Raw genomic sequence first — 23,081 nt, 5'->3', positions numbered from 1 at the left:
GGCAATTCACAATTATTTTAGACCGATAAGAAGGTCGAAATCTTCCTTCGTCAGGGCTCCACTGCCGGGGCCAACATCGATATCATTTTCTGTCGTCGTAAAGAGTGATTGGAACTTCTTATCTTTACGATTTTTTAGAAGTTCGATTTTTTCCTCTAAAGACTCATGCATGATGTATCTGAAAACCTGCACGGCCTTACTTTGACCCAAACGATGCGCACGGTCTGTTGCTTGGTTTTCCACCGATGGATTCCACCATGGCTCTAAATGGAAAACATAACTGGCTTTCGTAAGGTTCAACCCCACACCACCCGTTTTTAGAGTCATGATTAAGACAGCTCCGCCGGGAACTTTGTTAAAATCCGACAAGATTTTCTGTCTTTGTTTTGTTGGAATTCCACCATGCAAAACGAAAACAGGAATACCCGCCTTATGCATAAGATCGGCCGTGTGCTCTAAAGTCTGCAAGAACTGCGTAAAGACCAGAGCACTTTCGCCGGACTCCACGATCTCTTGAATAGAATCCATCAAGGCCTCAAGCTTTGGCGGAATACGATCATAGCGGACATTTGGAAGAGCCGCCGGGTCAGAACACGCTTGGCGAAGACGCAAAAGAGCCGTGAGCATTTGCAATTGCACGCTGGCTTCTGCTTGTGTCAAAAGACTGTCTTGCACTTTTTGATTATAAGAAAGAGCGATGTCGCGATAGATCTCCATCTGTCTTTCTTCAAAGGCAATGCTGACTTTCGTTTCTTGTTTTTCAGGAAGCTGATCGAGAATTTCTTTTTTCGTGCGACGAAGCATCAAAGGTTTGATTTTGAGTTTCAAATCTTCGATCTCCTCACGAGTCACCATTTCCGTATTTACGAACTGACGACGGAAATCTTCGATCTTTCCAAGACTGCCAGGCACCAAAAGATCTACCAGAGAATAAAACTCTCCGTAGTGATTTTCCATCGGTGTTCCCGTAAGACAAATCTTAAAGCGTGCCGTCAATGCACGAGCGGAGCTTGTGCGTTTCGTGGTGATATTCTTTAAGTTCTGCGCTTCATCGAAGATCAAAACTTTCCATTTATACTGATTAAGGAAACTTTCGTTTTCCATCAAAAGACCGTAGGTCGTTAGCACCACGATATCTTGCTTGGATTCAAGTTTCTTTCCCACCTTCATCATGTCTTTGGTTGTAAAGACCGTAAGAGGAATATCCGGAGTGAATTTTTCAACTTCACTTTGCCAGTTAAAAATCAATGACGACGGAACGACAACCAAGACTTGGCCCATGTCGCCTTTTTGACGAAGATCTTCAAGGAATGTCAACGTCTGCAGGGTTTTACCTAAACCCATGTCGTCAGCCAGCAAAGCGCCTAGTTTTAAATTGTAAAGATCCTGCAACCACTGAACGCCAGAAACCTGATACGGCTTTAAGTCCGCTTTCACCGTCTTTGGAATTTCCACAGTGCGATCCGCTGATCCCATTTGGTCATAGAAAGCGCAAAGCTTTTTCCACTCTTCGTCACCGCGAATGCCGACACCTGAAGCTCGCAAAGCCAAAAGTTCCAGAACTTGATGGCGCGGCAAATGATAAACTTTTTCGCCACCTTGTTTTTTGCTGGTCTCAGTTTTTCCGCGTTGCAGTTTTTGCCAGAAATGTTCTAGACGTCTTAACGACGGCATCTGTTTACGAGGAACTAAAAAAAGTTTCCCGTCGTATTCAATCACCCCGCCGCTGCCAAAACCTGACATAGTTTGCGGATCAATTTCTTGGCCACGCAAGAAGAATTTTGGATTAAGTTCAAACCAATTAAAATCGCGATGCTCTTCATCTGTTTGCAAAATAAAGTCGACTTTAAATTCATCTTCGGTCAGTTCTTGCAAGGGCAGACCATTGTAATAAAGTGCGAAACCGTAAGGAATCAATCCTTGCAGAGTTTCTAAGGTTTCGTGAATTTGCGATCCTTCTTTTTTTACTCTTGGCAGATGAAACTTGCCGTCAAGCAAGTAAGGATCCTTTTCTACGTCGCCGGTCCAAATTTTTGACAAAAGCGACGTGCGAGATTTTTTAAAGGCATCGCCTCCTGTTGAAAGGGCCATGCGCTTAAGAATTTCATACAGAAGATGGAATTCTTTTTCGACGACACCTTCAAGAATCACTTCACCTTGTTCTGAATAAAAAGATTCACTGGCTTTCAGAGCTTTTAAAGTTTTTGCCACGAAATCTTCAAAATGATTGAGAACCGTTTGCGAGCATAGTTCCGTCAAAGTTTGCTCGCGGGCCAAGATAACGCCCGAACCGCTGATCAGAAGTGCTTGAATATTGCTGTGCAAAGATAAGAAGATTTTATCCTCGTCTGGAACCGTGCCATCGGTGAGCATGCCTTCAAAGTGATAGGACAACAATTCCATAAAGAGGTATTGCAGAACGCCGAGATGTTTTAAAATTTTTAAATCCCAATCGCGTTTGCGACGAGCGCGACTTGCGACATCTTTCACATCCGCATTCATAAGGAACGGCAAACCTTCAGACAAGGTCTTAAGATAAAGAACCGTTCGCGGCGTCCAACCTTTACGCAAAAGATTTTTTTGTCCCTGAACGCGAGCATCGTGTTGCACGAAGAAATCACCGGACTCATCTAAGTGAATCTGCAACTGACTTTGTGATGGACTTAAGGTTCTGGACTCACCGGCAAGACGAACTGGCATTGCGCGAGTGCGCAGATATTTTAGAACGGTCTTCGCCTCTAGCTCGCCTTCCAGATGAATTGTGGGCCGGCCTTCAACTGAAACATAGAAATCATTTTCGTCTGCAGAAATGCTGCTGAGAACTTCGCGGATTTGATTCCATTCATGCAACCACGGATGAACCAAAAGCATTCCTTCTGTGGGTTCTACAGCAAAGGACTCAAAATAAACGAAAGGCTTTTTATGAGCGCTCATCAGTTTAAACTCAGCTTCAAGCTGGGCTTTTTCCGTAAACTCGACGCGCCAGTTTAATTCCACTCCCGGATCGAATTCGATGTAATGCAGAGGCAGTCCCAAGCGCGGATGATTTTTGGATTGCAAGAAAAGTTTGAGCTGACCTTGATTCACTTTTGTGGCGACATTTCCCAAGAGAACTTGCATGATCTCTTCAAGCTCGCGGAGATTTTGGCTTAAGAACAGATGCTCTTTTTGCTGCGTTAAAGGCCAGCGTGAAAAAGCAGAATTTTGTGTTCGTGCTTGAGGCAAAAGTTCTTTTGTCACCGCTCTTTGCAAAGGATGGCGCAAAATATCTTTTGCCGAAACTTGCGTCCCATCCGTAAAGTTATAGCGGAGCATTCCTGCTAAGCGATTTTGCTCGTTCACTTCATTGAGATAAAATCCGGAGTAGGCCGTTACTTTTTTGCGGAAGATCTCTGGCATATTCCACAATAGCGGAGAAGGAACCTCAAGATCTCTGGTCATTTCTTGGTGTTTGAATTTGCCTAGATCCGAGGTCAACAAACTTCCGATGGATTCGGAGTTGAGCAAAGGATGATCCTCGAGAAAAAGACTGACAGATTCAAGTTTGATGTTTTGAGAGAAACCAAAGCGTGCTTGCGAGGCTCTAGCAACACTTGTTTGCAGAGGCTCTTCCAAATCTTGCGCCAGTTTTAAAAGCTTGCGATTGACGATGCCTTCTTGCTCTGACGTCAAAGCCTGCCACAAATAAACAAACGCTGTCCATTGGTGTTCACACGTTTTAGGCGTTTCCATGGAGGTTTTGCAATGATCGCAATGAAACTCCAAATCACCACCCGGATTGACTTCGTTGACCTTAACGACGTAACCCTTTTTTGAGTTTTTTGCGGCAAAGAACAGCTGCAACTGCAAAGACCCTTGCGGAGTTGTTTGGACTTCGTGGCCTTCAAAAACACTGTCTTCAATAAAGCTGAGACCCTCTTCATAGGTCGCCAGCTCCCCCAAAGGAACTTTCTCATTGGGAGCGCGGAGTTGCGAAATATTCTGCAGCGTCAGAGGGCTTAAAAACACAGGACCAATCCTTACCTGCCCCGGAAAAAGGGCATCACTTAGGATGGCCCAGATAAGCCAAATTGTCACGTACGAACTGTCAAAACTTTGGGCAAGCCTGAAAGTTTAGCCTTAGCAAAAAACTAACAGGGGAAAAATTTTCGAGAATTCATTATTTTAGGAGCGCTAATAAATTAAAACCTAATGGAAGGAATTTTTATGTCTAAGATGCTTGGTATTGCATTGGCTTCTCTCCTGTTTGTCTCTCACAACGCAAAAGCACAGGAAGTATTAACTTTGAATGGCACTGGTCTTAACGGCAAAGCCTGCACTGTAAAAGTCGTTAAAGATGGAGACACTCTAAAAAGTGTTGAGCTTCAAGGTGCTAGTAAGATTTTTGAAACTCTCTCTGAAAACGGTGGCAGTTATGGTCCAGACACTCGTATTTCAGACAGAGGCGGCGACGAAATCCTTCAGGTTCTCCAGGAAAATCCGGATCTTTATGCAAAAATGGATAAATCAGAAGCCCTTTTCTCAGATTCTGTGACTTACACATTTGATACAGCAAAGCTTCCTAAAGCGGACGATGAGCTTAAAGGCATCAAAATGGTTATTAAAATCAAACTTTCTTACGATAATGGTCAACTTTCTGAAGTGAAAGTGGGCTCTAAAGCGAAAGCACTTTGGGTTGCAACTTTAGCGTCATCTCTTTTTGAATGCGCAAAATAAAAGTGAACCTAAAGTAAAAACTAAAAAGGCCTCTTATGAAGAGGCCTTTTTTATTTAGCGACGTCGTCCTGTTACTTGAACTGGTACGGCTGTTCCGCTCCACGATTGAGTTTGATAGGAACCCTCGCGGATTTTCTTCGAAGTTAAATCCACATCCACCAAACAATTAAAACCAGCATTGGCAGCAAGAAAGGCCAAACGTAAAAGCGTTTCTTCGCGATCGGCGCAGTTTAATACCTGAACTGGTTGCGCTTTTCGGCTCATCAAGCGTGTTTCTTTACTTTGATCTTTCAAATACACAGCTAGATTTTTAGCGCGCTCCATTGTTTCGTTATAGGCTTCAAGTGCTGAAACAACCTTGGCGTCAAAACATTGAGGGCAATAAACGTTATGAGAAAGCTCCTCAGAGACTTTCTCTAAAAACGAGAAACTGTCTTCCCCTAGAAATTGGGCGCACTTCTTACAAACGGAGTCTTTACAGATCCCGCACTGCAAAGTCGCCGACGGTTTTAAACATGAACAACATGAATTTTCCATAGCGGCAACCATACCAGATTGACTCTAAAAAAGCCCCTATTTAATATCCCGGGCGATGAGAATTCTTTATCAGGACGACTACTTCTTTGCGATCGATAAGCCTGCCGGGTACTTTGTACACCCGCCAGAGCTTTCTCCTTATCCTGTTCCGAAAGAAAAAATCTGTCTTTATCATCTGCGCGATCTTATGAAGCGTGATGTATTTCCCGTTCATCGCCTGGATGCTCCTACAAGTGGCGTTCTTTTGTGGGCGACGTCCCGGGAAGCCACCCGTGAACTGAGTCGCCTTTTTATGGAAAGGCAACTTCAGAAGACTTATCATGCGGTTGTGCGAGGACATGTTCAAGAAGAAGGTTCTATTGATATTCCTCTTGAAGTTTTGGGCGAAGATGGACTTCTTGAATCACTCACGGTTTACAAAAGACTCTCAGCCATAGAGCTGCCGTTTCCTGTTGGAAAAAAGTATCCAACCGCACGTTACTCTTTGGTGGACGTCAAACCTGTGACGGGTCGATGGCATCAAATCCGTCGTCACTTTGATCGTGTTGCTCATCCGCTTTTAGGTGACATAGAGCACGGCGATTCTCATCACAACCGGTTCTTCCGTGATCACTTGGAAATCAAAGGTCTTTGTCTAAAGGCGCTCAGTGTTGAGTTCAAACATCCTTGGAGCGGAGAAGATTTAAAAATTTCAGCACCACCTTGCGAAAAGTGGGAAAAGATCTATTCACTTTTTGGTCAGAACTAGTAAGCTTAGATAATAGCGCAACCAAGGTGGTTTACCGTGCTTTATCCAACTCCGCTTATTAAAATCAATTCCTTGTCTGAAATGACCGGCTGTCAAATTTACGGAAAGGCTGAATTTCTGAATGTTGGCGGCAGTGTTAAAGACCGCGCCGCTCACGGTATTATTGAGCAAGCTGAAAAAGATGGATTGCTAAAAGCTGGAGGAACCATTGTTGAGGGCACGGCTGGCAATACAGGAATTGGACTTGCAACGCTGGCAGCACAAAAAGGATATAAATGTTTGATTGTGATGCCCAACAATCAAGCCGCGGAAAAATATCAAACTTTAAATGCCTTGGGCGTGGAACTTGTCACCGTTCCTCCTTGTCCTTTCGCAGACCAAAATCATTTTTATCATACGGCAAGAAGACTTGCCGAAGAGCGCGGCGCTTTTTGGGCGAACCAATTTGAAAACGTGGCCAATTATAAGAGCCACTACAAAACAACCGGCCCTGAAATTTGGGAGCAAACAAATGGCAAAGTCGATGCCTTTGTTTGCTCGTCAGGAACCGGCGGAACCATTGCAGGAGTTTCTCGCTATCTGAAAGAAAAAAACACCAAAGTGCATGTTCGCTTAGCTGATCCTTTGGGATCAGGTCTTTATTCTTATTTAAAAACAGGTGAAATAAAATCAACGGGATCTTCGATCACCGAAGGCATCGGAATCATGCGCTTAACCGCGAACTTTAAAGAAGCTGTTATTGATGACGCCGTTCAAGTAAATGACACAGAGATGATATCCATGCTTTATCATCTGGCACAAAAAGATGGATTGCTCGTGGGAACATCCGCTGCTTTAAATTTGTATGCGGCCTACAAGTACGCGCTTGAAAACCAAGGCAACGGGCTGAACATTGTCACCGTTCTGGGGGATTCTGCACTTCGCTACACGTCTAAGATTTTTAACGACGCGTTCTTAGCGGAAAAGAATTTGCTGCCTCACAAACTGCAAACATTTTCATGACGAGAACCTAACTTAATTTTTTTTAAAATCCTTGCTGAACTTGATAAATCAAAAAGGATTTTGAACATGAAAATACAACGACGTCATTTCTTAAAATTAGGTTTGTTCCAGGCTGTCGCTTTAGGAACTGCACAAAAAACTTTCTCTGCACCTGTTCGCAGTACTGCACAAAGAGCCGAGCCCTCGATTCTTCAGGGAGCTACGGACGACACGAGAACACAGTTCTCGATTGTGTATGACCGAACAGATCTGGAAATTTATGCCGTGAATTCTCAGGGGCAAAGGCGGCTTCCTGATGAAGTCCGACCGATTTCCTTCCCAAACCATCCTAAAAAAATTCTTAAGGTCTTCTTTTCAAATCTGCTTCCGAATGAAACTTATCATTTAAATATTATGGATCCTCTGACAGGAAAAACCATTGATGAGAGGGAATTTCAAACCCTCGATTTGAACAAACCCACCGTGCGTTTTGCCATCTGCTCCTGTATGAATGAAAAGGAACACTCACCGGATATCTGGCGGAACATGGTTAATAACAAACCTGATGTCTTGTTTTTTATCGGCGACAGCGTCTATGCCGATAGCGGCTCGAGCGGCGCCCCAGATCCGGCTTATTTATGGCAACGCTTTTGCGAAGCTCGATCTACTTTAGAAATTTATTTTAGTAAAAAACTAATTCCTATCTTTGCCACGTGGGATGATCATGATTTCGGATTTAATGATGCCAATTCGCTGAGTTACTCTTTTGTTAAAGAGTCTCAGCAAAACTTCTTAAGCTTTTTTGCGCAAGATGAAAGCCACTGCCGACTTTTGGAAAAAGGTCCCGGCGTGAGCAGTGCACTTAAATTTAGAAATCATCTGTTCTTATTATTGGATGATCGCAGCTTCCGTCTGCCTCGGGGTTCAAAAGAAAGATACGCCCATTGGGGACAAGAGCAAGAAACTTGGATGCTCAATCATGTTCGTCAAAACCAGGGACCTTCTTGGTTGATGAATGGCAGTCAGTTTTTTCCGGCGGTCCCATGGAAAGAATCCGTTTCAGGCGACCACCCTTTTCAATTCCAAGCCTTTCTGCAGGAACTAAAATCTATTCCCAATAAAGTGATCTTTGCTTCAGGTGACGTTCACTACAGTGAGATCTCTCGCATTGAACCCGAAGCTGTCGGTTATGAAACGTTTGAATTTACATCGAGCTCCATTCATAGCAGAAATTTCCCTGGTGTCCCTGATGTGATCCCCAACAATCGCCGTATTGCGGGAACAGGACAAAGAAATTACATCATGGTGGATTCTGAAATTTCCGGTGGCGTCAGCGTATTTAAAGCAACGAGCTACGCTGGTAATAATTCCGTCAAATTTCAGAAGGACTTTAAGATTTAATTCGTCCAGGTTTTTAAGTTTTCCGCGAAAATATTTTTCTCCGCCGGTGAAGCGTACTTTAAAGCTTCACTGGCAGATTTTTTTGCTTGTTCGCGCTTTCCATTCGCGGCAAAGGCAATGGTTAGATTGTGCCATGCGATCGCTGAGTTGGGATGACTCCTTGTCGCCTGCGTGAGATATTCCTCTGCCTGCCGTGTTTTATTTTCTGAATACTTGATATTTCCTAGGCCTATCAAGGCTCCTAGGCTATGGGACCATTTTTTCAGAATCTGCATATAAGCTTTTTCGGCTTCTTCTTTTTTGCCAAGCTCCTCCAGAGCGGCCGCAGCCTTCACATGATCTATTTCTTTTGCCGTGACCGTAAGTTTATCTGGCGGCAGAACAACAAGTCCCCAATAATCCCCTAGCATCCACGATCTTTCAAATTTTCTTAGATCCCAAGATTTGTTTCTTTCAGGACCCGAATGCATAAGAGCGACTTCTTGGCGCAAATCATATCCAAAAACCACAGCGTAATGCCACTGTGGAAGCCAAGAGACAGAAAGGTTTTCAAAAACGATAACAGGATGTCCGTTTTCAATTTCTTTTAAAAGATCACGCAATCCTACAATCGGAATCGCCACCATTCCTTGTCTGCGCGCGGCAGTTATCATATCTATTTGAAAGCTTCCCTTCATACCTGGCGTGTAGGCTTGCGGCGCAATCTCTTGAAAGGAAATATTCTTCTGCCAGTAACTTAAAACCATTGTTAACGCCGCTGGACCGCAGTGACCGGCGCTTTGCTCTATAAAAGGAACATTTTGAATCCGATGTGCGGAGGGGCCATGATAAAAGCCTGTCAAAAGTGCTTCTGTCTGCTTCGGAGCGCTCGCACAAGACAGAAGCATGAGATAAATACCACAAAGAAAAACTCGCACGGCAGTACCTAGATTCGTTTGATAAGAAAGATAATCAAAACAATCACTAAAATGGTGACCAGGATATCACCGCCAGCTTGTGCCTTATGAATCTGCTCAGAAAGCTGTTTAAGCTCTGCTTCAGAAAGACTCGCCAATCGAGAGGAGGCTTCTTCTGCCGAAAGCCCGCGATCCATTAACGCTTTCTGCACATCCGTTCGCGATAGATAGTCTTGAACTGTTTGCAGATCTTGAGCGCGCGAGCTTTGCTCAACAAAGTTCCGCGTTGGAATCATACCAGGCGCTGCCAACGCCACCTGCGGAATATGACTCACAAACGCCGACATCGAAACGGCACCTGCTATTTTAAAAGGTTTTGAAAACATAAGCTCACTCCCTTCTAAAAACTCAGTCTTTAGAGTACGGAGCATTCGCTTACGGTGCAAAAACCAATGCGCTTGTATGCTTATTCGCATGTCTAAAACTTTGACAAAAACCATGAGATTTTTATTTCGCTCTGGACCATGATAGACTTTTCTCATGATCAAAGAGCTATGGCATTCATTCCCACGTGTGTTGGAACAAAAGATCAATGGCCTTTTGGATGTGGCGGAGCCAAATCAGGCAAAGGCCTTTCAACTTTATAAAGCTTGTCAACGCGATGGCTTGTGGCATGAGTCTTTTGAAAAGTTCTCTGATCGTATTGCTTCTTATTTTTCGACTCCGAAGTTAGAACGTCGTAAGAGTGACCTTGATCAAATTCTGGATCGCCCTATTGATAGCGTTCTTTACGCCGACTTTCATTTGAATTTTCATAATGCTCTTGTAGACAACAGATCTGTTTTAAATATCGTAAGCTGGGCGCATAATCTAATGCGTGTAAGTATTAAAACGAACAGTGTTGTGATCTCGTTGGATGTTCTAACAAAAACACTACACTACATCACAAATCCGCCGCTCTTTGAAAAGGCGCAGGATATTACATTTGAAGATTTCTGTGACGCCTGGAAGAAAATCGTCTTTCGTCTTTTTGGTAAAGTTCACGATGCGGAATTTACAAGAATTATGAATGAGTTGCAATGGCTCAACACTCAGCTTCAAGAGTCGGAAAAAAGTCCTGTCGATAACTCATTTTTTCCTACGATTTATCTGACCCAAACGGAAATTGATTGGGTGAATGATGTGCAACTGGCTGTTTCAGCCCACTTACCGGCTCCGAAGTTTCCGCTTTCAAAAGGTCCGCAAAAGCAACGCTTGATGGATCTTGAAAGAGCTTTGCGTCTTTATAAAATCGTACAGACCAGCAAACTTCCCGATTTTGTTCAGCACCGTGAGAATATTCGCGCAACGATCTTAGATCGCTGCGCAAAGCTTCTGCAGGAACGCGCTCGTTAACCGCACTCATCACCCCACGCTGCTTTCAATGTGCAACGAGGATTGATAGCCGTTCCACCTGAGCCGTCTTTGTTAACCTGGCATTTGATGTAGGTTGCCTCTTCAATAACATGTCCTGCGGCGCCGTCAGGGTAAACTCCCATCTCTGACATTGCATCAAACAAAGCTTTTGCCGTGATCTTTCCTACGCCCGACGGTTTTGCACACATATATGCAGGCATTAAGTCAGGCAAAACGCCGCGATTCGTTTGGCGGCAATTCAGTTTTGATAAAGACCAAGTGACCGTCACGCCGGAAGTAGATTTAGAGGCAATCGAAGAATTCTTTAAAATATAAGTCAACGTGATCGCTTCATCCCCATTAAATGTTCGCTCACTCAGGTCACCGCAAGCTGCTTGAGCTGTGGAGAATTGAAACACTGAAACCAATGCCGCTAAAAGCAAATAAGTTTTCATTTGAAATGCTCCTTTTTATTTTCCGTTAAAATGAGCCTAAGAGCTTTGAGCTGCAATATATTCGCATTCACCATGCAAAGGTACATTATCCAATCCAATGGATAATGTTTCTAGATTTTACCGACTAATCAAAGGGGACGAAAAGTTGTAGATTAACTTTAATGAAAGGAACCTGACCTATGAAAAAACTATTATTCTCTCAACAAAACAACCAACGTCATTGGGTCGGCGACGGCTTCCCTGTTCGCACTATCTTTACATACAATGATTTGGCAAAAGACATTTCTCCATTCTTGTTAATGGACTATGCAGGTCCCGTTGAGTTTCCTCCTTCGAAACACGTGCGTGGTGTTGAAGAACATCCTCACCGTGGTTTTGAAACTGTGACCTTGGCCTATCAAGGTGAAGTTGCTCACAGAGATTCCTCTGGCGGTGGCGGACTTATTAAATCCGGCGACGTGCAATGGATGACAGCGGCTTCGGGCCTTGTGCATGAAGAAAAACACGGCCAAGAGTTCTCTGAACGCGGCGGTCTTTTTGAAATGGTGCAGTTGTGGGTGAACCTTCCTAAGAAGGATAAAATGACAAGCCCTCGCTACCAAGGCATTCAAGCGGCAGATATCCCCAATGTGAACTTGCCTGACAATGGCGGTTATGTTCGCGTGATTGCGGGAGACTACGATGGACATCGTGGACCTGCGAAAACTTTTACGCCGATCAACCTTTGGGACATCCGCATGACAGCAGGTCACTCTGCAACATTCAAAGTTCCAGTAGGTCATACGACAGCGGTCTTTGTTCTTGGTGGCAAAGTGCAACTTGGAACCGGTGAAACCATTGGTGAAGCCGAACTTGCAGTGCTTGAAAAAGAAGGAGACACCTTCACATTGAATGCGCTTCAAGACGCGAAGGTCTTGTTCTTAGGTGGTGAACCTATTGATGAACCGATCGTTGGCTACGGACCTTTTGTGATGAACTCGGTTGGCGAAATCAAGCAAGCCTTTATTGACTTCCAAGAAGGACGCATGGGCTCTTTTGATCGAGCTGCTGAAAACAAATAACAAAAAACCGGGAGGAAACTCCCGGTTTTTCTTTTATCCTAACATTTCTGTTTTAATTTTCGCACCGGCAGAGAGAAACTTATGGATCGGGCATTTCTCTGCAATCATCAGAAGATTCTTTTTCTGTTCGTCCGTCAGATTTCCAACAAAACGAATTTCGCGAAGAATTTCGTTTCCTGAAGAACTCTCCGACGTGATCTGCACTTTCACATCTGAATACTCTAAGGGAATTCCTTTTCTTTTTGCATACATCTGCACAGTGATCGCCGTGCAAGAGGCAAGTGCGATTTCGATATAATCGTGAGGCGAAGGAGCTTTGTTTTCTCCTCCTTGATTTTCTGGAACATCCGTCAGAACTTTGAAATCGTGAGAGGTGATTTGAAAGTTATAACCATTTAAAATTCGACTAGACTCTACCGACATCCTAAGCCCCTATTTTCCAGACAGACTGTGAGCAAAATAGACGTAGTTCTGTAGAACCGTTTTCAATTTTTGTTTTGTCGCTGAATCAACCAGATCTCCTGTTAGAGAAAACGCTTCAGCCGCTTTAGGTACAGCGAAAGGTTGAGGATACAAAAACGAACCCAAGGTTTCAAAAGGAGCTCTTGTATATCCAAGCCCGCGAATAGAACCAAATGCTCCCGGTGATGTTCCCATCAACAGCACCGGCTTTCTTTCAAATGGGACCGGACGAAGACGTGACACCCAATCAATTGCATTTTTGAGGGGACTAGAAATCGAAGCATTGTATTCAGGACTTGCGATCACCAAGCCGTCCGCCGCTTGAATCATCTGTCCTAAAGACTTTACAGACTCGGGCATTCCCGCTGCTTCAATATCACCGTCATAGACGGGAAACGCCAAAGTTTTAAGATCCGCCACCGTAACCGTAATATCAGGAATTTCAGAGAGAAGCTCCTTGGCAACCGCAAGAAGTTTTCGATTGTAAGAATCCTGGCGCAGACTACCTGCGAACAAAAGCAAATTCATGAATGACCCCTTTAATAATTTTCCATCTCATCATAACGAGGCTTCCGCTTTATGACCAGCTGAAGTTTATGGAACCTTTATTCAGATATATGGATAATCTTTAAAATTATGCAGAAAATTCATTAACAGACAGTTCAAGCATCGCTATAGTGGAAGCATGGATTTAAATGAAGTCGCTATCTTTGTAAAAGTCGTTCAAGTCGGAAGTTTTCATCAGGCTGCTAAACAGCTCGACATGCCGAACTCCACGGTGAGTGCTAAAGTTTCTTCCTTGGAAAAACGCCTTGGCGTCACGCTGCTTCACCGTACTACTCGAAAACTTCAAGTCACGGAAGCCGGCCAAGCTTTTTTCAATAGAAGTCTCAATGCCATTCAAGAATTGCAGGGAGCTGAAGAGGAAGTGACTTCCAATCAAGGCGAACCGCAAGGTCTTCTTCGCATCACGGCCCCTTCGGCTTTGGGAAGCAGCCTTTTACCGGACGTCGTTGCCAAATGCCTTAGCAAGTATCCAAAAATCCAAGTCGAACTGATTTTTGCGGACCGCATTGTCGATTTGATTTCAGAAGGAGTGGACCTCGCCATTCGCGCCGGAGAATTGAGCGATTCAAGTCTCGTCGCAAAAAAACTAGGCGTCGGTTATTTTGCTCCTTTTGCGTCGGCAAGTTATTTAAAAAACCACGGCACTCCCCTTCATCCTAAGGAACTTCGCGAGCACTCCTGTTTGCAATTCAGTCCGTTAGGAAAAGAAAAATGGGAGCTTGTGAATAAAAACAAAAACAAGGTCACCGTTTCTTTAAGCGGACGTTTGATTGCGGATGATTTAAACGTTATTAAAGATTTGGTGTTAGCTGGAGAAGGCATTGCACTTCTTCCCACTTTTATTTGCGAGATGGAAACTAAGAAAAATAAACTTGTGCGCATTCTGCCAGATTGGCGTTCGGATGTGCGACCGATCAGTTTTGTTTATCCACCACAAAAGTTTGTGAATCCAAAACTAAAGGCGTTCATGAATCTTGCCATTGATGACTTAAAAGAACGCTTGAAAGACAATGAAATTTAAAAAAGACCACATTCAGCATAGTCCTGGACGGCCTAAAATCAAGGAACTCCTCTGAAAATTCGCAGTTCTGTTGCTGGAGGCTTTTCCTTTCCTGCCGAACGATTACCTTAAAAGCAAAGAGGTGTTCTATGGAAAACCAAGAAACAGTGGTGACTCCGGAAGAGCAGCAGCAACGCTTAATAGATCAAGGTCTTTATACGTCCGAGGCTGTCACCGTCTTAAGTTCTCCCGAAGAGCTTTATAACTTTTGGCTTGATCCCACTAATTTCATGACATTCACCGAACAGCTCGAAGCCGTTCATCAAATTTCTGAAACAAAATCTCACTGGGTGTGGCGGGCATTGAAGGGCGGAAAAACCATCGAATGGGTCAGCGAAATCGTCGAACAAAAACCGTACTTACTGATCGCGTGGCGCTCAACGCCGGAATCAGATCTTCGTCTTTCAGGTCGCGTGGAATTTGTGCCCTTAAATTATCACCGTGGAACCGTCGTGAGAGTCAAAATGGCCTATGATCTTCCGACAGGGAAACTTTTAAATCTTATCGAAAAGACTCTGGGAGAAAGTCCGCACCGAAATCTAAAAATCAACCTTATAAAACTTCGCGAATTGTTCGAGGCTGGAGAAATTCCTAAAGTGGAAGGCCAACCTGCCGGTAACAAACGTGAACATGAAACAAAAACCGCCCTTCACTAAGGAGTTTTTTATGAAAGCCGTTTGCTGGCAAGGAACAAAGCATGTCGAAGTTCAGAAGGTTCCCGATCCTCAAATTTTAAACCCTCGGGATATCATAGTTAAAATCACCTCCACGGCTATTTGTGGTTCGGATCTTCATCTTTTCGATGGCGTGATTCCGGCTATGCAAAAAGGCGATATCCTGGGACATGAGTTCATGGGCGAAGTTGTTGAGCTAGGCCCTCACGTTAAAAATCTGCGTGTCGGTGATAAAGTCGTTGTGCCATTTAATATCTCTTGTGGTCATTGTTTTTTCTGTCATCGCCAAGAGTACTCGCTTTGCGACAATAGCAATCCCAAACCCGAATTAGCTGAAAAAATTTATGGTCACGGAGCTTCGGGACTTTTCGGCTATTCGCACATGTACGGTGGATATGCCGGCGGCCAGGCAGAATATGCGCGCGTACCCTTTGGAGACGTCGGCCCTCTGAAAGTTCCTACGGATATGGACGATGAAAAAGTACTTTTTTTAAGTGATATTTTTCCAACCGGATACATGGCGGCTGCCAACTGCAATATTCAAATGGGTGACACTGTCGCTGTCTGGGGTTGCGGTCCTGTCGGGCTTTTTGCAATTGAAAGTGCTTATTTACTTGGAGCTGAAAGAGTTATTGCCATTGATCACGTTCCGGAACGATTGCAGATGGCGAAAAATGTTTGCAAGGCGGAAGTTTTAAACTACGAAGAAGTCGACGTCTTGGACGAACTCAATATTTTAACCGGAGGCCGCGGCCCCGATGCGTGCATTGACGCTGTCGGTTTAGAAGCCCACGGAACGGATTTATACAGCAAATATGAAACCGCCAAGATGAGTGTTAAAATGGCGACGGATCGCCCCATTGCTCTTCGCCAAGCCATTCAAGCTTGTCGCAAAGGCGGAACCGTTTCAATTCCAGGGGTGTACGGTGGCTTCTTAGACAAAGTTCCATTAGGTGCTGCCTTCGCCAAAGGTTTGACATTTAGGATGGGACAAACACACGTTAGAAAATATATGGAAGCTCTTTTGGAGCACATTGTTCAAGGAGACGTTGATCCTTCGTTTTTAATCACTCATCGAATCAATATTGAAGATGCTCCGGACGCTTATAAAACTTTTTTGGATAAAAAAGACAATTGCATCAAAGTCGTGATTAAAAATCACTAAGACTTGGTCGTTCCCTTCCGGAAAGGACATTTCCAATCAGGTGGATTGTGCTTTCCGGAATACTGAATGGCTTCCCAGGTGTTATCGTAAGTTTCCACCATGGGATTGATCGAGCCTTGAAATTTTAAATCTCTTTCGCGAATCAACGCCGCTATGGAGTCAAACTGCCCCTTCGCCCTCAGTTCATTAAACTGAGAATAAAGATTAAATACCAAAGCATTATACGGAAGACGTCGCGCCTTACGACTGCTTTGGGGATGAAGACCCACGACGAAAAAAGCACTGCCATCAAGACTAAAACAGAATTTTTTATCATCGGGATCATCACTGAATTGGGTATCCCATTCTCCTGCAATGTCAGGATGATCCCAGATTGCTGAAAGCTCCTTAAACAGTCCTTGTTCAAACTCAGCTTCATCGCGGGAAATATTATTGGGGAAAACAGCAAAATAACTTAAAAACGAAAGATGATCTTGAAGCTGTTTTCTTTTAAAAGAAATTAGGTTTGAGGCTAAGGTCCGACTGTTCTTGCCCGTTCCGAAATCTTCGTAAACGTCCCACAACATCTCTTTACGAAAAAGAGATTGGACTGCGGCAACACAAGGATAATTTTTTTGAGATATTAAGTTTCTAATATCCTCTTCAACACCTTTGATACTCATATTTCTAATCGTAAACATGAGTACTTTGAGATCAACGAAATCCCCTATGTCTTTAATCAGAATAATAAATGAGATGTGGAAATTTATTTAAAATAACTGACCTTTTGCTCAGTATCTTATTTTCCTTTTTCCGGCGCTGTTTTAACACTATGTCTTTCAAGAGATAATAAAATACATTGAAAGGAGGTCTTTATGAAAACCCTGGTTATTTTTGCTTTAACATTGGCCGCATCCACGTTAAGTTGGGCGCAGATGAACTCACAGCTTCCACAACACAGCCATCGACGACTCAACCTAATACTGCTCAACCATCAACATCTTCAACTTCGACTTCAACTTCACAAACAAGTCCTTCTGGTGCACCGACAGGTCCTTTTGAAACAAACCCTTCGCCAACGGCAACACCTCAAACTTCTCAAAGTGACTTGCAAGAAAATCAGGATCAAATGCAACGTGATTTGGATGAATCTCGTCGCAATATGGAAGAAGATCGCCGTATGTTGGATGAACAACGTCGTAACACCTTACCAACAACTCCAGCCAATCCTCCCACGACAACTCCTAGTACATTCTAAAACGGCTTCTCCATAAAACAAAAACCGCCACGAGAAGGCGGTTTTTGTTTTTCTTTATCGTACATCGGCTTTGGCAACGACTTCCACGGAACACTGGTATCTATAACGAGACTCGGGAGCGGCCGAAGCATCGGCAAGGCACTCATGTCTAAGTTCTTTAGGTCCCATGATAAAGTATCTGCGTCGTGTGTAGGAACGCGCCGATGTCACTTCTCCCCGGGCTGAGATTATGCAGGAGACTCCGTATTTTTCTGAACAATTTGAGAGGGCGTTTCTTTCGGCTTCATTAATGGCGGAAGAACGACAGGTTTCTTCATTGCTTTTACTTTCATTGTAATCGCCGTTGCCGCGAACGGAGGTGATGTAAGAAGGATAATTAACGATTCTTTGCGAAACGATTTCGCAGTTATAAAACTCACGGGCTTGATCGTTACATCGATTGAGAACCTGATTGGTCTTTCTGCTGGCTTTTACCCGCGCCTGTTCAACACAATCCCGTTCATCAATACCGACGGCCGTCACTGTTTCAGAAGATTCCGCCTGTCCCGCCTTGATTCTTCGGCGCTCTAACTCCTCTTGTCTTTGCTTATCTGCTTGCGAAGGTTCCGTCGCAAGTCCAAGAGACCCATGGGAGATAAGAGAAAGGAAAACCAAACTTGCAACTACGTGAACTTTCATAAATTCCTCCGCTTTAAGTGCGAAAATTTGCACAGAAAGTCCCTTAGCAAGTCGAATACCAAAACAATTAGGAGCATTTTGTCACTCTATACTTTTTTCTAAAGACACACTTGATCCCGTGGAACACTATTTCCAGAAAAAATTCGAACATCATTAAATTTAGCGAATAACTTTTCTTTTTCCTTGGTCCGGATTTTCATTTGATATACAAACCGCCAATGATCCGATTTATGTTATTTACTCTTGTATTTCTGGGCTTCTCACCTGTTTTTGCAAAAACCATTGTGATTAACGGAGAAGATGATTGGGCTCCTTACTCTTCGGCGACGAAAAATTATAAAGACGTTGAAGGCCTTGCTCCTGATATCGTGCGAGCTGCTTTTAAAACTCAAGGAATTAAAGTTGTCACACGTCCGGTGCCATTTGCGCGATGCCTTCACGAGGTGGACGAGGGAACCGCGATTGGCTGCTTTGATACCGTGATTAGCAGTGAAACCCAAGACCGCTATATTTTCCATCCCACGCCCCTTTTTACAGCGGACATGGTTATCTATGGCAGTATCAACGAGGCTCCCAAGACGTGGACCTTTAAAGATCTTGAAGGAAAGACCGTGGGCACCACCAACGGCTACACCTATCCCACGGAGTTTATCAGCAATAAAAGAGTCCTGCACTCGCCAGGCCCTACGGAAAAATCACAGTTAGAAAAACTAGCCAGTGGGCGCATTCAATATGCAATCTTGTGGGGGCTTACGGGTTCTTTGATTTTAGAGGAACGCCCCGACCTGACTAAAAAAGTGAAGGCGTTAGGAGTTATTTCTCGAACGAATCTTTATTTGAGCTTTTCAAAGAAGCATAAAGAAGGTGCAAAATATGCGGCACTCTTAGAAAAAGGACTGCAAAAAATTCGCTCCAACGGAACTTATGCCGAAATCGTCGATCAGTTTAACTCAAGACATGTTGCTGAAGAATCGCGATTATAAAAAAGCCCGCCTTTTTCCAGACGAGCCTTCGTAATCACTCATTAAAGTTTAATTTCGAACAAAGTTCCATTCTCAGAAAGAATGACTAAGTATTTCAACATCACTTCTTGAGGATACTGAGTCGGATCATTGTATTTAGCTTGGTACTCAACGATCAGTTGGTATCTCTTTTCACTGTCCATTTGTTGTACTTCACGAGTCAAAGCCTGTTCTGCCACCGCGTATGCATTCATGCTCATCTCTTGATGAGTCGGCTTTAAGAAGCTGTCCGGTTTGCTTGAAGTAAAGAGTTTGTAGTACTTGTACCCTTCAGCATCGGCTTGACGGAAGTTGTAGTTTTTCGCCGCAAGTTCTTTGCGATACTGAGTTGGAATAAATTTTCCAATTCGCGAAATCATCATTTCATAAATTTTTCTTGCACGGCTGTCTGGCTTGCTCGCGTCGTATTTCTTTTGGAAATCCAATGCGATATTTGTGAGACCTTCACTGGACATCTCACGACACTCTTGATCTTTTTCGTTTTCAAGAGAAGCTAAGAAAACTTCAAAAGTTTCTGTCGCCATGTTTTTATAAGCTTGTTCAGCCGCACTGCCCGCACGACTTGCATTATGACGCTCCGTAAAGAAGTTCAGAAGTGTCAAAGTGTACTCTGTTGAAAGATACGACGCTTTTGAATCTCTTAAAGCCGCGATAAATTCGTTAACGTATCTGTTAAATTCCTTCGTCGCATACTTTTCTTGAATAGATCCCTGTGCACTTCCCTCAGCTCTGCCAGCCCATACTTGAACAGTGTCGAGCTTTTCTTTTAAAGCCGCGTCCATCTTTTTATCGCAAGACATAGGTTCACGAAGAGCCAATTGCGGAGTTTCTTTGTTTGAGATCGCACTAACATCCAGACCTGCCGCTCCCCACATCGCTTCTGCTTGAACTTCAATTGTTGCAATTCCAGCATCGCCTGTGATGTTTTCAGAAATCAAAGCTGGATCCGTATTAGCAACAATAATATTGCTCAAAGTTTTTACCGGAATGCGTTCTCTTTTGTCAGTCACCAAAGTTACGCTGACCAATTTCACGCGACCGACGGACGGCTTCGCTTTGATTTGTGTCAATGGAACGGGCTTTGCCAAATCAAGCCTGTATAAATCCCCGCCCGCTTTACGAGTGATGTCTGCAATTCGGCCCACGCCTTCATAAGGCTGTGCCGCTTGTGCACCAGGATCTGCCGCCAACTCATTGAGGAATGAGGGAAGAGTTGTTTCAGCATGAGCAACCCCCGCGACTTGAAGTACAAGGATTGACGTTAAAATTCGTTGCGCCCAATGACGATCCATTGTGATTCCTTTCTCTTATTGTTGTTAATGCAAAGTTCGTTAGACTTTCGCCGAGTGTGATTCTGAAGCTGTGAGTGGAAAATTTTGAAGAACAAAGAAAGAGCGTTGTTTAAAATCAGCGCTTTTATGTGTCATTTAAATTGTTCGATTACGAAATGCGAACGGGACATGTTTTTCGAGAAATGTCCCTATGTCAAAACCTTGGATGATTCTCGTTCTTCTAAATTGAAATAAGAGGAAACCGCCTGGATTTGAAATTGCTTTTAAGATCGCAGGAGACTTTATGTTCTTAGGACTTGGGCGGCTTCTTTTATTAATTGGTTCGATCGTGATGGCGACATCTCAGGCCTGCGCCATTGAAATCGCCTATTCTTATTTTAATGAAAGTATCACCGTCTCAAATCAAGACGCCTCAGTGAAAAGACCTTTGCTCTTATGGATTCACGGCTGCAACCAAACCGATGAAAAGTTTGTTGATGTGACAGACATTGTAGAAAAAACGAAACATCTAAATCCTGTGATTATTGCTCCTTATCAAGTTTCTAAGATGAATCTTCTGAAGTGCTGGAACTTCGCCTCATCGGAAATGCAAAAGCGTGATGGTGACTTCATGCAGGTCATTGACGAAGTTAAAAAACATATTGAAGCTGGTGAGGTCGACCCCAACCGTGTCTTTGTAGGAGGGTTTTCTTCGGGAGCCATGTTTGCCAATCACTTGGCCTTATGTTTTCCGGATATTTTTAAAGGGGCCTTGATACACTCTGGCGCTCCTTTTGACGTCACAGGCAGCATGACAATAGATTCCGCTCGCACCAATGTGCAAGAGGCTTTAACCTGCGCGGGGGAAAACTCGTCTTCGGAGACCCATCGTTTAAAGACGTTGTTTTACATTCATGGCAAGAAAGACAAAGTCGTTCCCGCCTTTATGGGCAGAAACGCCTTCGCCCAATCTATACTTTATATGGATTCATTGGACGATAGACAGTTTAATTCTTCGTACAAGGCGACCCACTTGATAGGTCAGGATGGATACTCGGTGCGTTTTGCTGATGGCAGCTCGACAAGTTATATTGAAATTGAAAACATGTCCCACCGCTGGTCAGGAAGCAAGCCAGGTTCTGACTTTAGCTCCCCTTCGACTCTTTCAAGCATCGACGTCTTTTTGCGCCTGACAGATAATTTGCGCTGACGTCAAGCCCTGCGACTTTAGAAGCATTCACCTTCTGAAAGAACCGTTCTTTCCGTGTACTTGTTGTCGTAAGAAAATTCCGCCAAGAGAGTGCTCATAGAAGAGTCCATGATTTGCACGTGCACAAAGCGAATGCCTTTGCGAGTTTGCATTTTTAAAAGACGTTTTTGCGAAGGTGTTTCGCACTCTTCGTAAGAGTCATACACGGCAGTACTTTGCGCCTTAAATTCGCTCGCACCCTGCATGGAAATATTTTGATTGCGGATTTCATGAGCCGGAATTGTGAATTCTCCATCAAGAGGAATCATCCGAAAACCCGCGAAATCAAATTTCGCAAGTCCTGCCGAAGTCTCAGAATCAGAGAAGAAATTAGCCAAGAAATCAGAACCGAAAATGGAGTAAGGCGTGATGTACACCCGGTAGTTTTGGCCTTGTTTTAAAACAACGTCAGCGCCTTCTGTGGAAGTTAACGTGAAATCCTGATGAACAACCAAGCTCCCGTTATCTGAATTACATCCCGCAAGCATCAAAAGCGATGCAAAAACCAGCATTAACTTTTTCATAAAAAACCCCATGTGAATGGAGTTTGTGTACGCTTCGACACCTCAAACGCCAAGGACTGAGAAACAATCTGTAAAAAAGAAAAAGGCAGTCGTTAAGACTGCCTTTTTTGCTACTGCATTATCACTCTATAACCACTGGTCAGAACTGGAGTTACTCCAGGTTCCGCAGGCTTCGCAATAAATCCATTGAAATCCCCGGATACAGGCCCTGTGATTTCGGTACATGAGCCATCTTTCTCTTTTTTAGATCTCGGATAACAATGTTCAACGATTCCACTTAAACGATAATAGCGATCCCAATACACAATACGATCGGCCATTCCGAAAGCAAATGAATGAACATTTGGATTTGTTTGATAAATCCCGTCTCCGGTACAATCTCTAGAGTTGTAATAAAGGGCCGTATCTCTCGGATATATCATGCCGTTTTCATATTGAAGTATCGCTTTTTCTTTTTCAATCCAAACTGTGATGAGTTCAGCGTTGTTATTCTTTGTTACGGAAATTAAATAATCTCCGATCGGCATATTTTGCACGGAGGGGTTGTTGCCAGGGTTGCCATTGATAAGCCGAGGAATTTTTGGTGGGGCACTAGCTCCAGCTGGAACAAAAACTTGAGTCTCTCCACAAGTGATTTGCGCTCCACCTTCGACATTGGCGACAGAACAACCTGACTCTTGGCTCTTAGAAACAGGCGCCACCGTACTAGGTAATTCATTGGCTCCGCTTGTTTCTCCGCCTTCCTGTTTACAACCGATCCCTGTTGCAAGAGCTACCGTTAGTAGCCACGAGATATTTTTAGTGTCCATACTCACCTCCGCATAAACAATCGCTGGTATAGAATACCATTGACCGTAAATACGGTGGTTAACGGACAGTGAATATTGATAAGCCGCTGAAATTGCAGTGAAAGGCTTGTGTCACTCTTATCCGTAAAAAAATTGAGTAGCGGGAAAGTCACACTCCTAGAGAAAAAATCCTC

At 43.8% G+C, this 23,081-nt stretch carries 24 protein-coding genes; 12 read left to right on the top strand and 12 right to left on the bottom strand.

The genetic code is table 11. The annotated features are described in order from the left end of the window. Positions 1-12: 12 nt before the first annotated feature. Complete coding sequence (locus AAAA78_RS06305; RefSeq protein WP_340590938.1) at positions 13-4,077, bottom strand: DEAD/DEAH box helicase; 4,065 nt, start codon at positions 4,075-4,077, stop codon at positions 13-15. A gap of 129 nt (positions 4,078-4,206) precedes the next feature. Between AAAA78_RS06305 and AAAA78_RS06300 the strand changes: the two genes are divergently transcribed. Continuing rightward, complete coding sequence (locus tag AAAA78_RS06300; protein WP_340590937.1) at positions 4,207-4,716, top strand: hypothetical protein; 510 nt, start codon at positions 4,207-4,209, stop codon at positions 4,714-4,716. A 54-nt stretch (positions 4,717-4,770) separates the two neighbouring features. Here AAAA78_RS06300 and AAAA78_RS06295 read toward each other — a convergent pair whose 3' ends face one another. Next, entirely contained in the window at positions 4,771-5,253 is a 483-nt protein-coding gene (locus AAAA78_RS06295; RefSeq protein ID WP_340590936.1) for a hypothetical protein, read from the bottom strand. 55 nt (positions 5,254-5,308) lie between these two features. On the opposite strand from AAAA78_RS06295, the gene AAAA78_RS06290 reads away from it, so the two are divergent. From AAAA78_RS06290 to AAAA78_RS06280, 3 genes are all read left to right on the top strand, one after another. Next, positions 5,309-6,001, top strand: a complete 693-nt coding sequence (locus tag AAAA78_RS06290; protein WP_340590935.1) for a pseudouridine synthase — start codon at positions 5,309-5,311, stop codon at positions 5,999-6,001. A 36-nt stretch (positions 6,002-6,037) separates the two neighbouring features. Next, on the top strand, positions 6,038-7,003 hold the full coding sequence (locus AAAA78_RS06285; protein ID WP_340590934.1) for a cysteine synthase A: 966 nt from the start codon (positions 6,038-6,040) through the stop codon (positions 7,001-7,003). A gap of 66 nt (positions 7,004-7,069) precedes the next feature. Continuing rightward, a complete protein-coding gene (locus AAAA78_RS06280) occupies positions 7,070-8,383 on the top strand; it encodes a hypothetical protein (protein WP_340590933.1) in 1,314 nt (437 codons plus the stop codon). On the opposite strand, the gene AAAA78_RS06275 is transcribed toward AAAA78_RS06280, so the two are convergent. Together AAAA78_RS06275 and AAAA78_RS06270 are read right to left on the bottom strand one after the other, a co-directional pair. Next, positions 8,380-9,270, bottom strand: coding sequence for a PA2778 family cysteine peptidase (locus AAAA78_RS06275; protein ID WP_340590932.1), 891 nt, complete (start codon positions 9,268-9,270; stop codon positions 8,380-8,382). The two genes, AAAA78_RS06280 and AAAA78_RS06275, sit on opposite strands and share 4 nt — an antisense overlap. A gap of 38 nt (positions 9,271-9,308) precedes the next feature. Beyond that, on the bottom strand, positions 9,309-9,665 hold the full coding sequence (locus tag AAAA78_RS06270; RefSeq protein ID WP_340590931.1) for a PA2779 family protein: 357 nt from the start codon (positions 9,663-9,665) through the stop codon (positions 9,309-9,311). A 154-nt stretch (positions 9,666-9,819) separates the two neighbouring features. Here AAAA78_RS06270 and AAAA78_RS06265 point away from each other — a divergent pair, with 154 nt between their 5' ends. After that, positions 9,820-10,674 (top strand): hypothetical protein, encoded by an 855-nt coding sequence (locus AAAA78_RS06265; protein ID WP_340590930.1) that lies wholly within the window; start codon positions 9,820-9,822, stop codon positions 10,672-10,674. On the opposite strand, the gene AAAA78_RS06260 is transcribed toward AAAA78_RS06265, so the two are convergent. After that, on the bottom strand, positions 10,671-11,129 hold the full coding sequence (locus tag AAAA78_RS06260) for a hypothetical protein (protein ID WP_340590929.1): 459 nt from the start codon (positions 11,127-11,129) through the stop codon (positions 10,671-10,673). The genes AAAA78_RS06265 and AAAA78_RS06260 overlap by 4 nt on opposite strands. Positions 11,130-11,308: 179 nt before the next feature. Between AAAA78_RS06260 and AAAA78_RS06255 the strand changes: the two genes are divergently transcribed. Next, on the top strand, positions 11,309-12,190 hold the full coding sequence (locus tag AAAA78_RS06255; protein ID WP_340590928.1) for a pirin family protein: 882 nt from the start codon (positions 11,309-11,311) through the stop codon (positions 12,188-12,190). 33 nt (positions 12,191-12,223) lie between these two features. Here the strand turns inward: AAAA78_RS06255 and AAAA78_RS06250 are convergent, their stop codons facing one another. Together AAAA78_RS06250 and AAAA78_RS06245 are read right to left on the bottom strand one after the other, a co-directional pair. Next, positions 12,224-12,613, bottom strand: coding sequence for an OsmC family protein (locus AAAA78_RS06250; RefSeq protein WP_340590927.1), 390 nt, complete (start codon positions 12,611-12,613; stop codon positions 12,224-12,226). Between the two features lie 9 nt (positions 12,614-12,622). Beyond that, complete coding sequence (locus tag AAAA78_RS06245; RefSeq protein WP_340590926.1) at positions 12,623-13,180, bottom strand: NADPH-dependent FMN reductase; 558 nt, start codon at positions 13,178-13,180, stop codon at positions 12,623-12,625. A 157-nt stretch (positions 13,181-13,337) separates the two neighbouring features. Here AAAA78_RS06245 and AAAA78_RS06240 point away from each other — a divergent pair, with 157 nt between their 5' ends. The 3 genes from AAAA78_RS06240 to AAAA78_RS06230 all read left to right on the top strand — a co-directional run bounded on the left by AAAA78_RS06240 (position 13,338) and on the right by AAAA78_RS06230 (position 16,118). Further along, positions 13,338-14,240, top strand: coding sequence for a LysR family transcriptional regulator (locus AAAA78_RS06240; protein ID WP_340590925.1), 903 nt, complete (start codon positions 13,338-13,340; stop codon positions 14,238-14,240). A gap of 128 nt (positions 14,241-14,368) precedes the next feature. Then, positions 14,369-14,935: an SRPBCC family protein gene (locus tag AAAA78_RS06235; RefSeq protein WP_340590924.1), complete on the top strand. Its 567-nt coding sequence runs from the start codon at positions 14,369-14,371 to the stop codon at positions 14,933-14,935. A 10-nt stretch (positions 14,936-14,945) separates the two neighbouring features. Then, positions 14,946-16,118: a zinc-dependent alcohol dehydrogenase gene (locus tag AAAA78_RS06230; RefSeq protein WP_340590923.1), complete on the top strand. Its 1,173-nt coding sequence runs from the start codon at positions 14,946-14,948 to the stop codon at positions 16,116-16,118. Here AAAA78_RS06230 and gntA read toward each other — a convergent pair. Continuing rightward, a complete protein-coding gene (gene gntA, locus AAAA78_RS06225) occupies positions 16,115-16,798 on the bottom strand; it encodes a guanitoxin biosynthesis heme-dependent pre-guanitoxin N-hydroxylase GntA (RefSeq protein WP_340590922.1) in 684 nt (227 codons plus the stop codon). The genes AAAA78_RS06230 and gntA overlap by 4 nt on opposite strands. A gap of 158 nt (positions 16,799-16,956) precedes the next feature. On the opposite strand from gntA, the gene AAAA78_RS06220 reads away from it, so the two are divergent. Continuing rightward, on the top strand, positions 16,957-17,355 hold the full coding sequence (locus AAAA78_RS06220) for a hypothetical protein (RefSeq protein WP_340590921.1): 399 nt from the start codon (positions 16,957-16,959) through the stop codon (positions 17,353-17,355). Positions 17,356-17,409: 54 nt separating this feature from the next. Here the strand turns inward: AAAA78_RS06220 and AAAA78_RS06215 are convergent, their stop codons facing one another. Then, complete coding sequence (locus tag AAAA78_RS06215; RefSeq protein WP_340590920.1) at positions 17,410-18,033, bottom strand: hypothetical protein; 624 nt, start codon at positions 18,031-18,033, stop codon at positions 17,410-17,412. 218 nt (positions 18,034-18,251) lie between these two features. On the opposite strand from AAAA78_RS06215, the gene AAAA78_RS06210 reads away from it, so the two are divergent. Next, positions 18,252-19,016 (top strand): substrate-binding periplasmic protein, encoded by a 765-nt coding sequence (locus tag AAAA78_RS06210; RefSeq protein WP_340590919.1) that lies wholly within the window; start codon positions 18,252-18,254, stop codon positions 19,014-19,016. 41 nt (positions 19,017-19,057) lie between these two features. Here the strand turns inward: AAAA78_RS06210 and AAAA78_RS06205 are convergent, their stop codons facing one another. Further along, positions 19,058-20,347, bottom strand: a complete 1,290-nt coding sequence (locus tag AAAA78_RS06205; RefSeq protein WP_340590918.1) for a beta-sandwich domain-containing protein — start codon at positions 20,345-20,347, stop codon at positions 19,058-19,060. A gap of 283 nt (positions 20,348-20,630) precedes the next feature. On the opposite strand from AAAA78_RS06205, the gene AAAA78_RS06200 reads away from it, so the two are divergent. Then, a complete protein-coding gene (locus AAAA78_RS06200) occupies positions 20,631-21,536 on the top strand; it encodes an alpha/beta hydrolase family esterase (protein ID WP_340590917.1) in 906 nt (301 codons plus the stop codon). Positions 21,537-21,553: 17 nt separating this feature from the next. On the opposite strand, the gene AAAA78_RS06195 is transcribed toward AAAA78_RS06200, so the two are convergent. Together AAAA78_RS06195 and AAAA78_RS06190 are read right to left on the bottom strand one after the other, a co-directional pair. Further along, on the bottom strand, positions 21,554-22,099 hold the full coding sequence (locus tag AAAA78_RS06195) for a hypothetical protein (protein WP_340590916.1): 546 nt from the start codon (positions 22,097-22,099) through the stop codon (positions 21,554-21,556). 110 nt (positions 22,100-22,209) lie between these two features. Then, positions 22,210-22,908 carry a hypothetical protein gene (locus AAAA78_RS06190; protein WP_340590915.1) on the bottom strand — a complete coding sequence of 233 codons (699 nt, stop codon included), beginning with the start codon at positions 22,906-22,908 and terminating at the stop codon, positions 22,210-22,212. Between the last annotated feature and the right edge of the window lie 173 nt (positions 22,909-23,081).

Source organism: Bdellovibrio sp. BCCA (assembly GCF_037996825.1).
GTDB lineage: Bacteria > Bdellovibrionota > Bdellovibrionia > Bdellovibrionales > Bdellovibrionaceae > Bdellovibrio.
This window is presented reverse-complemented; position numbering and strand designations above follow the sequence as displayed.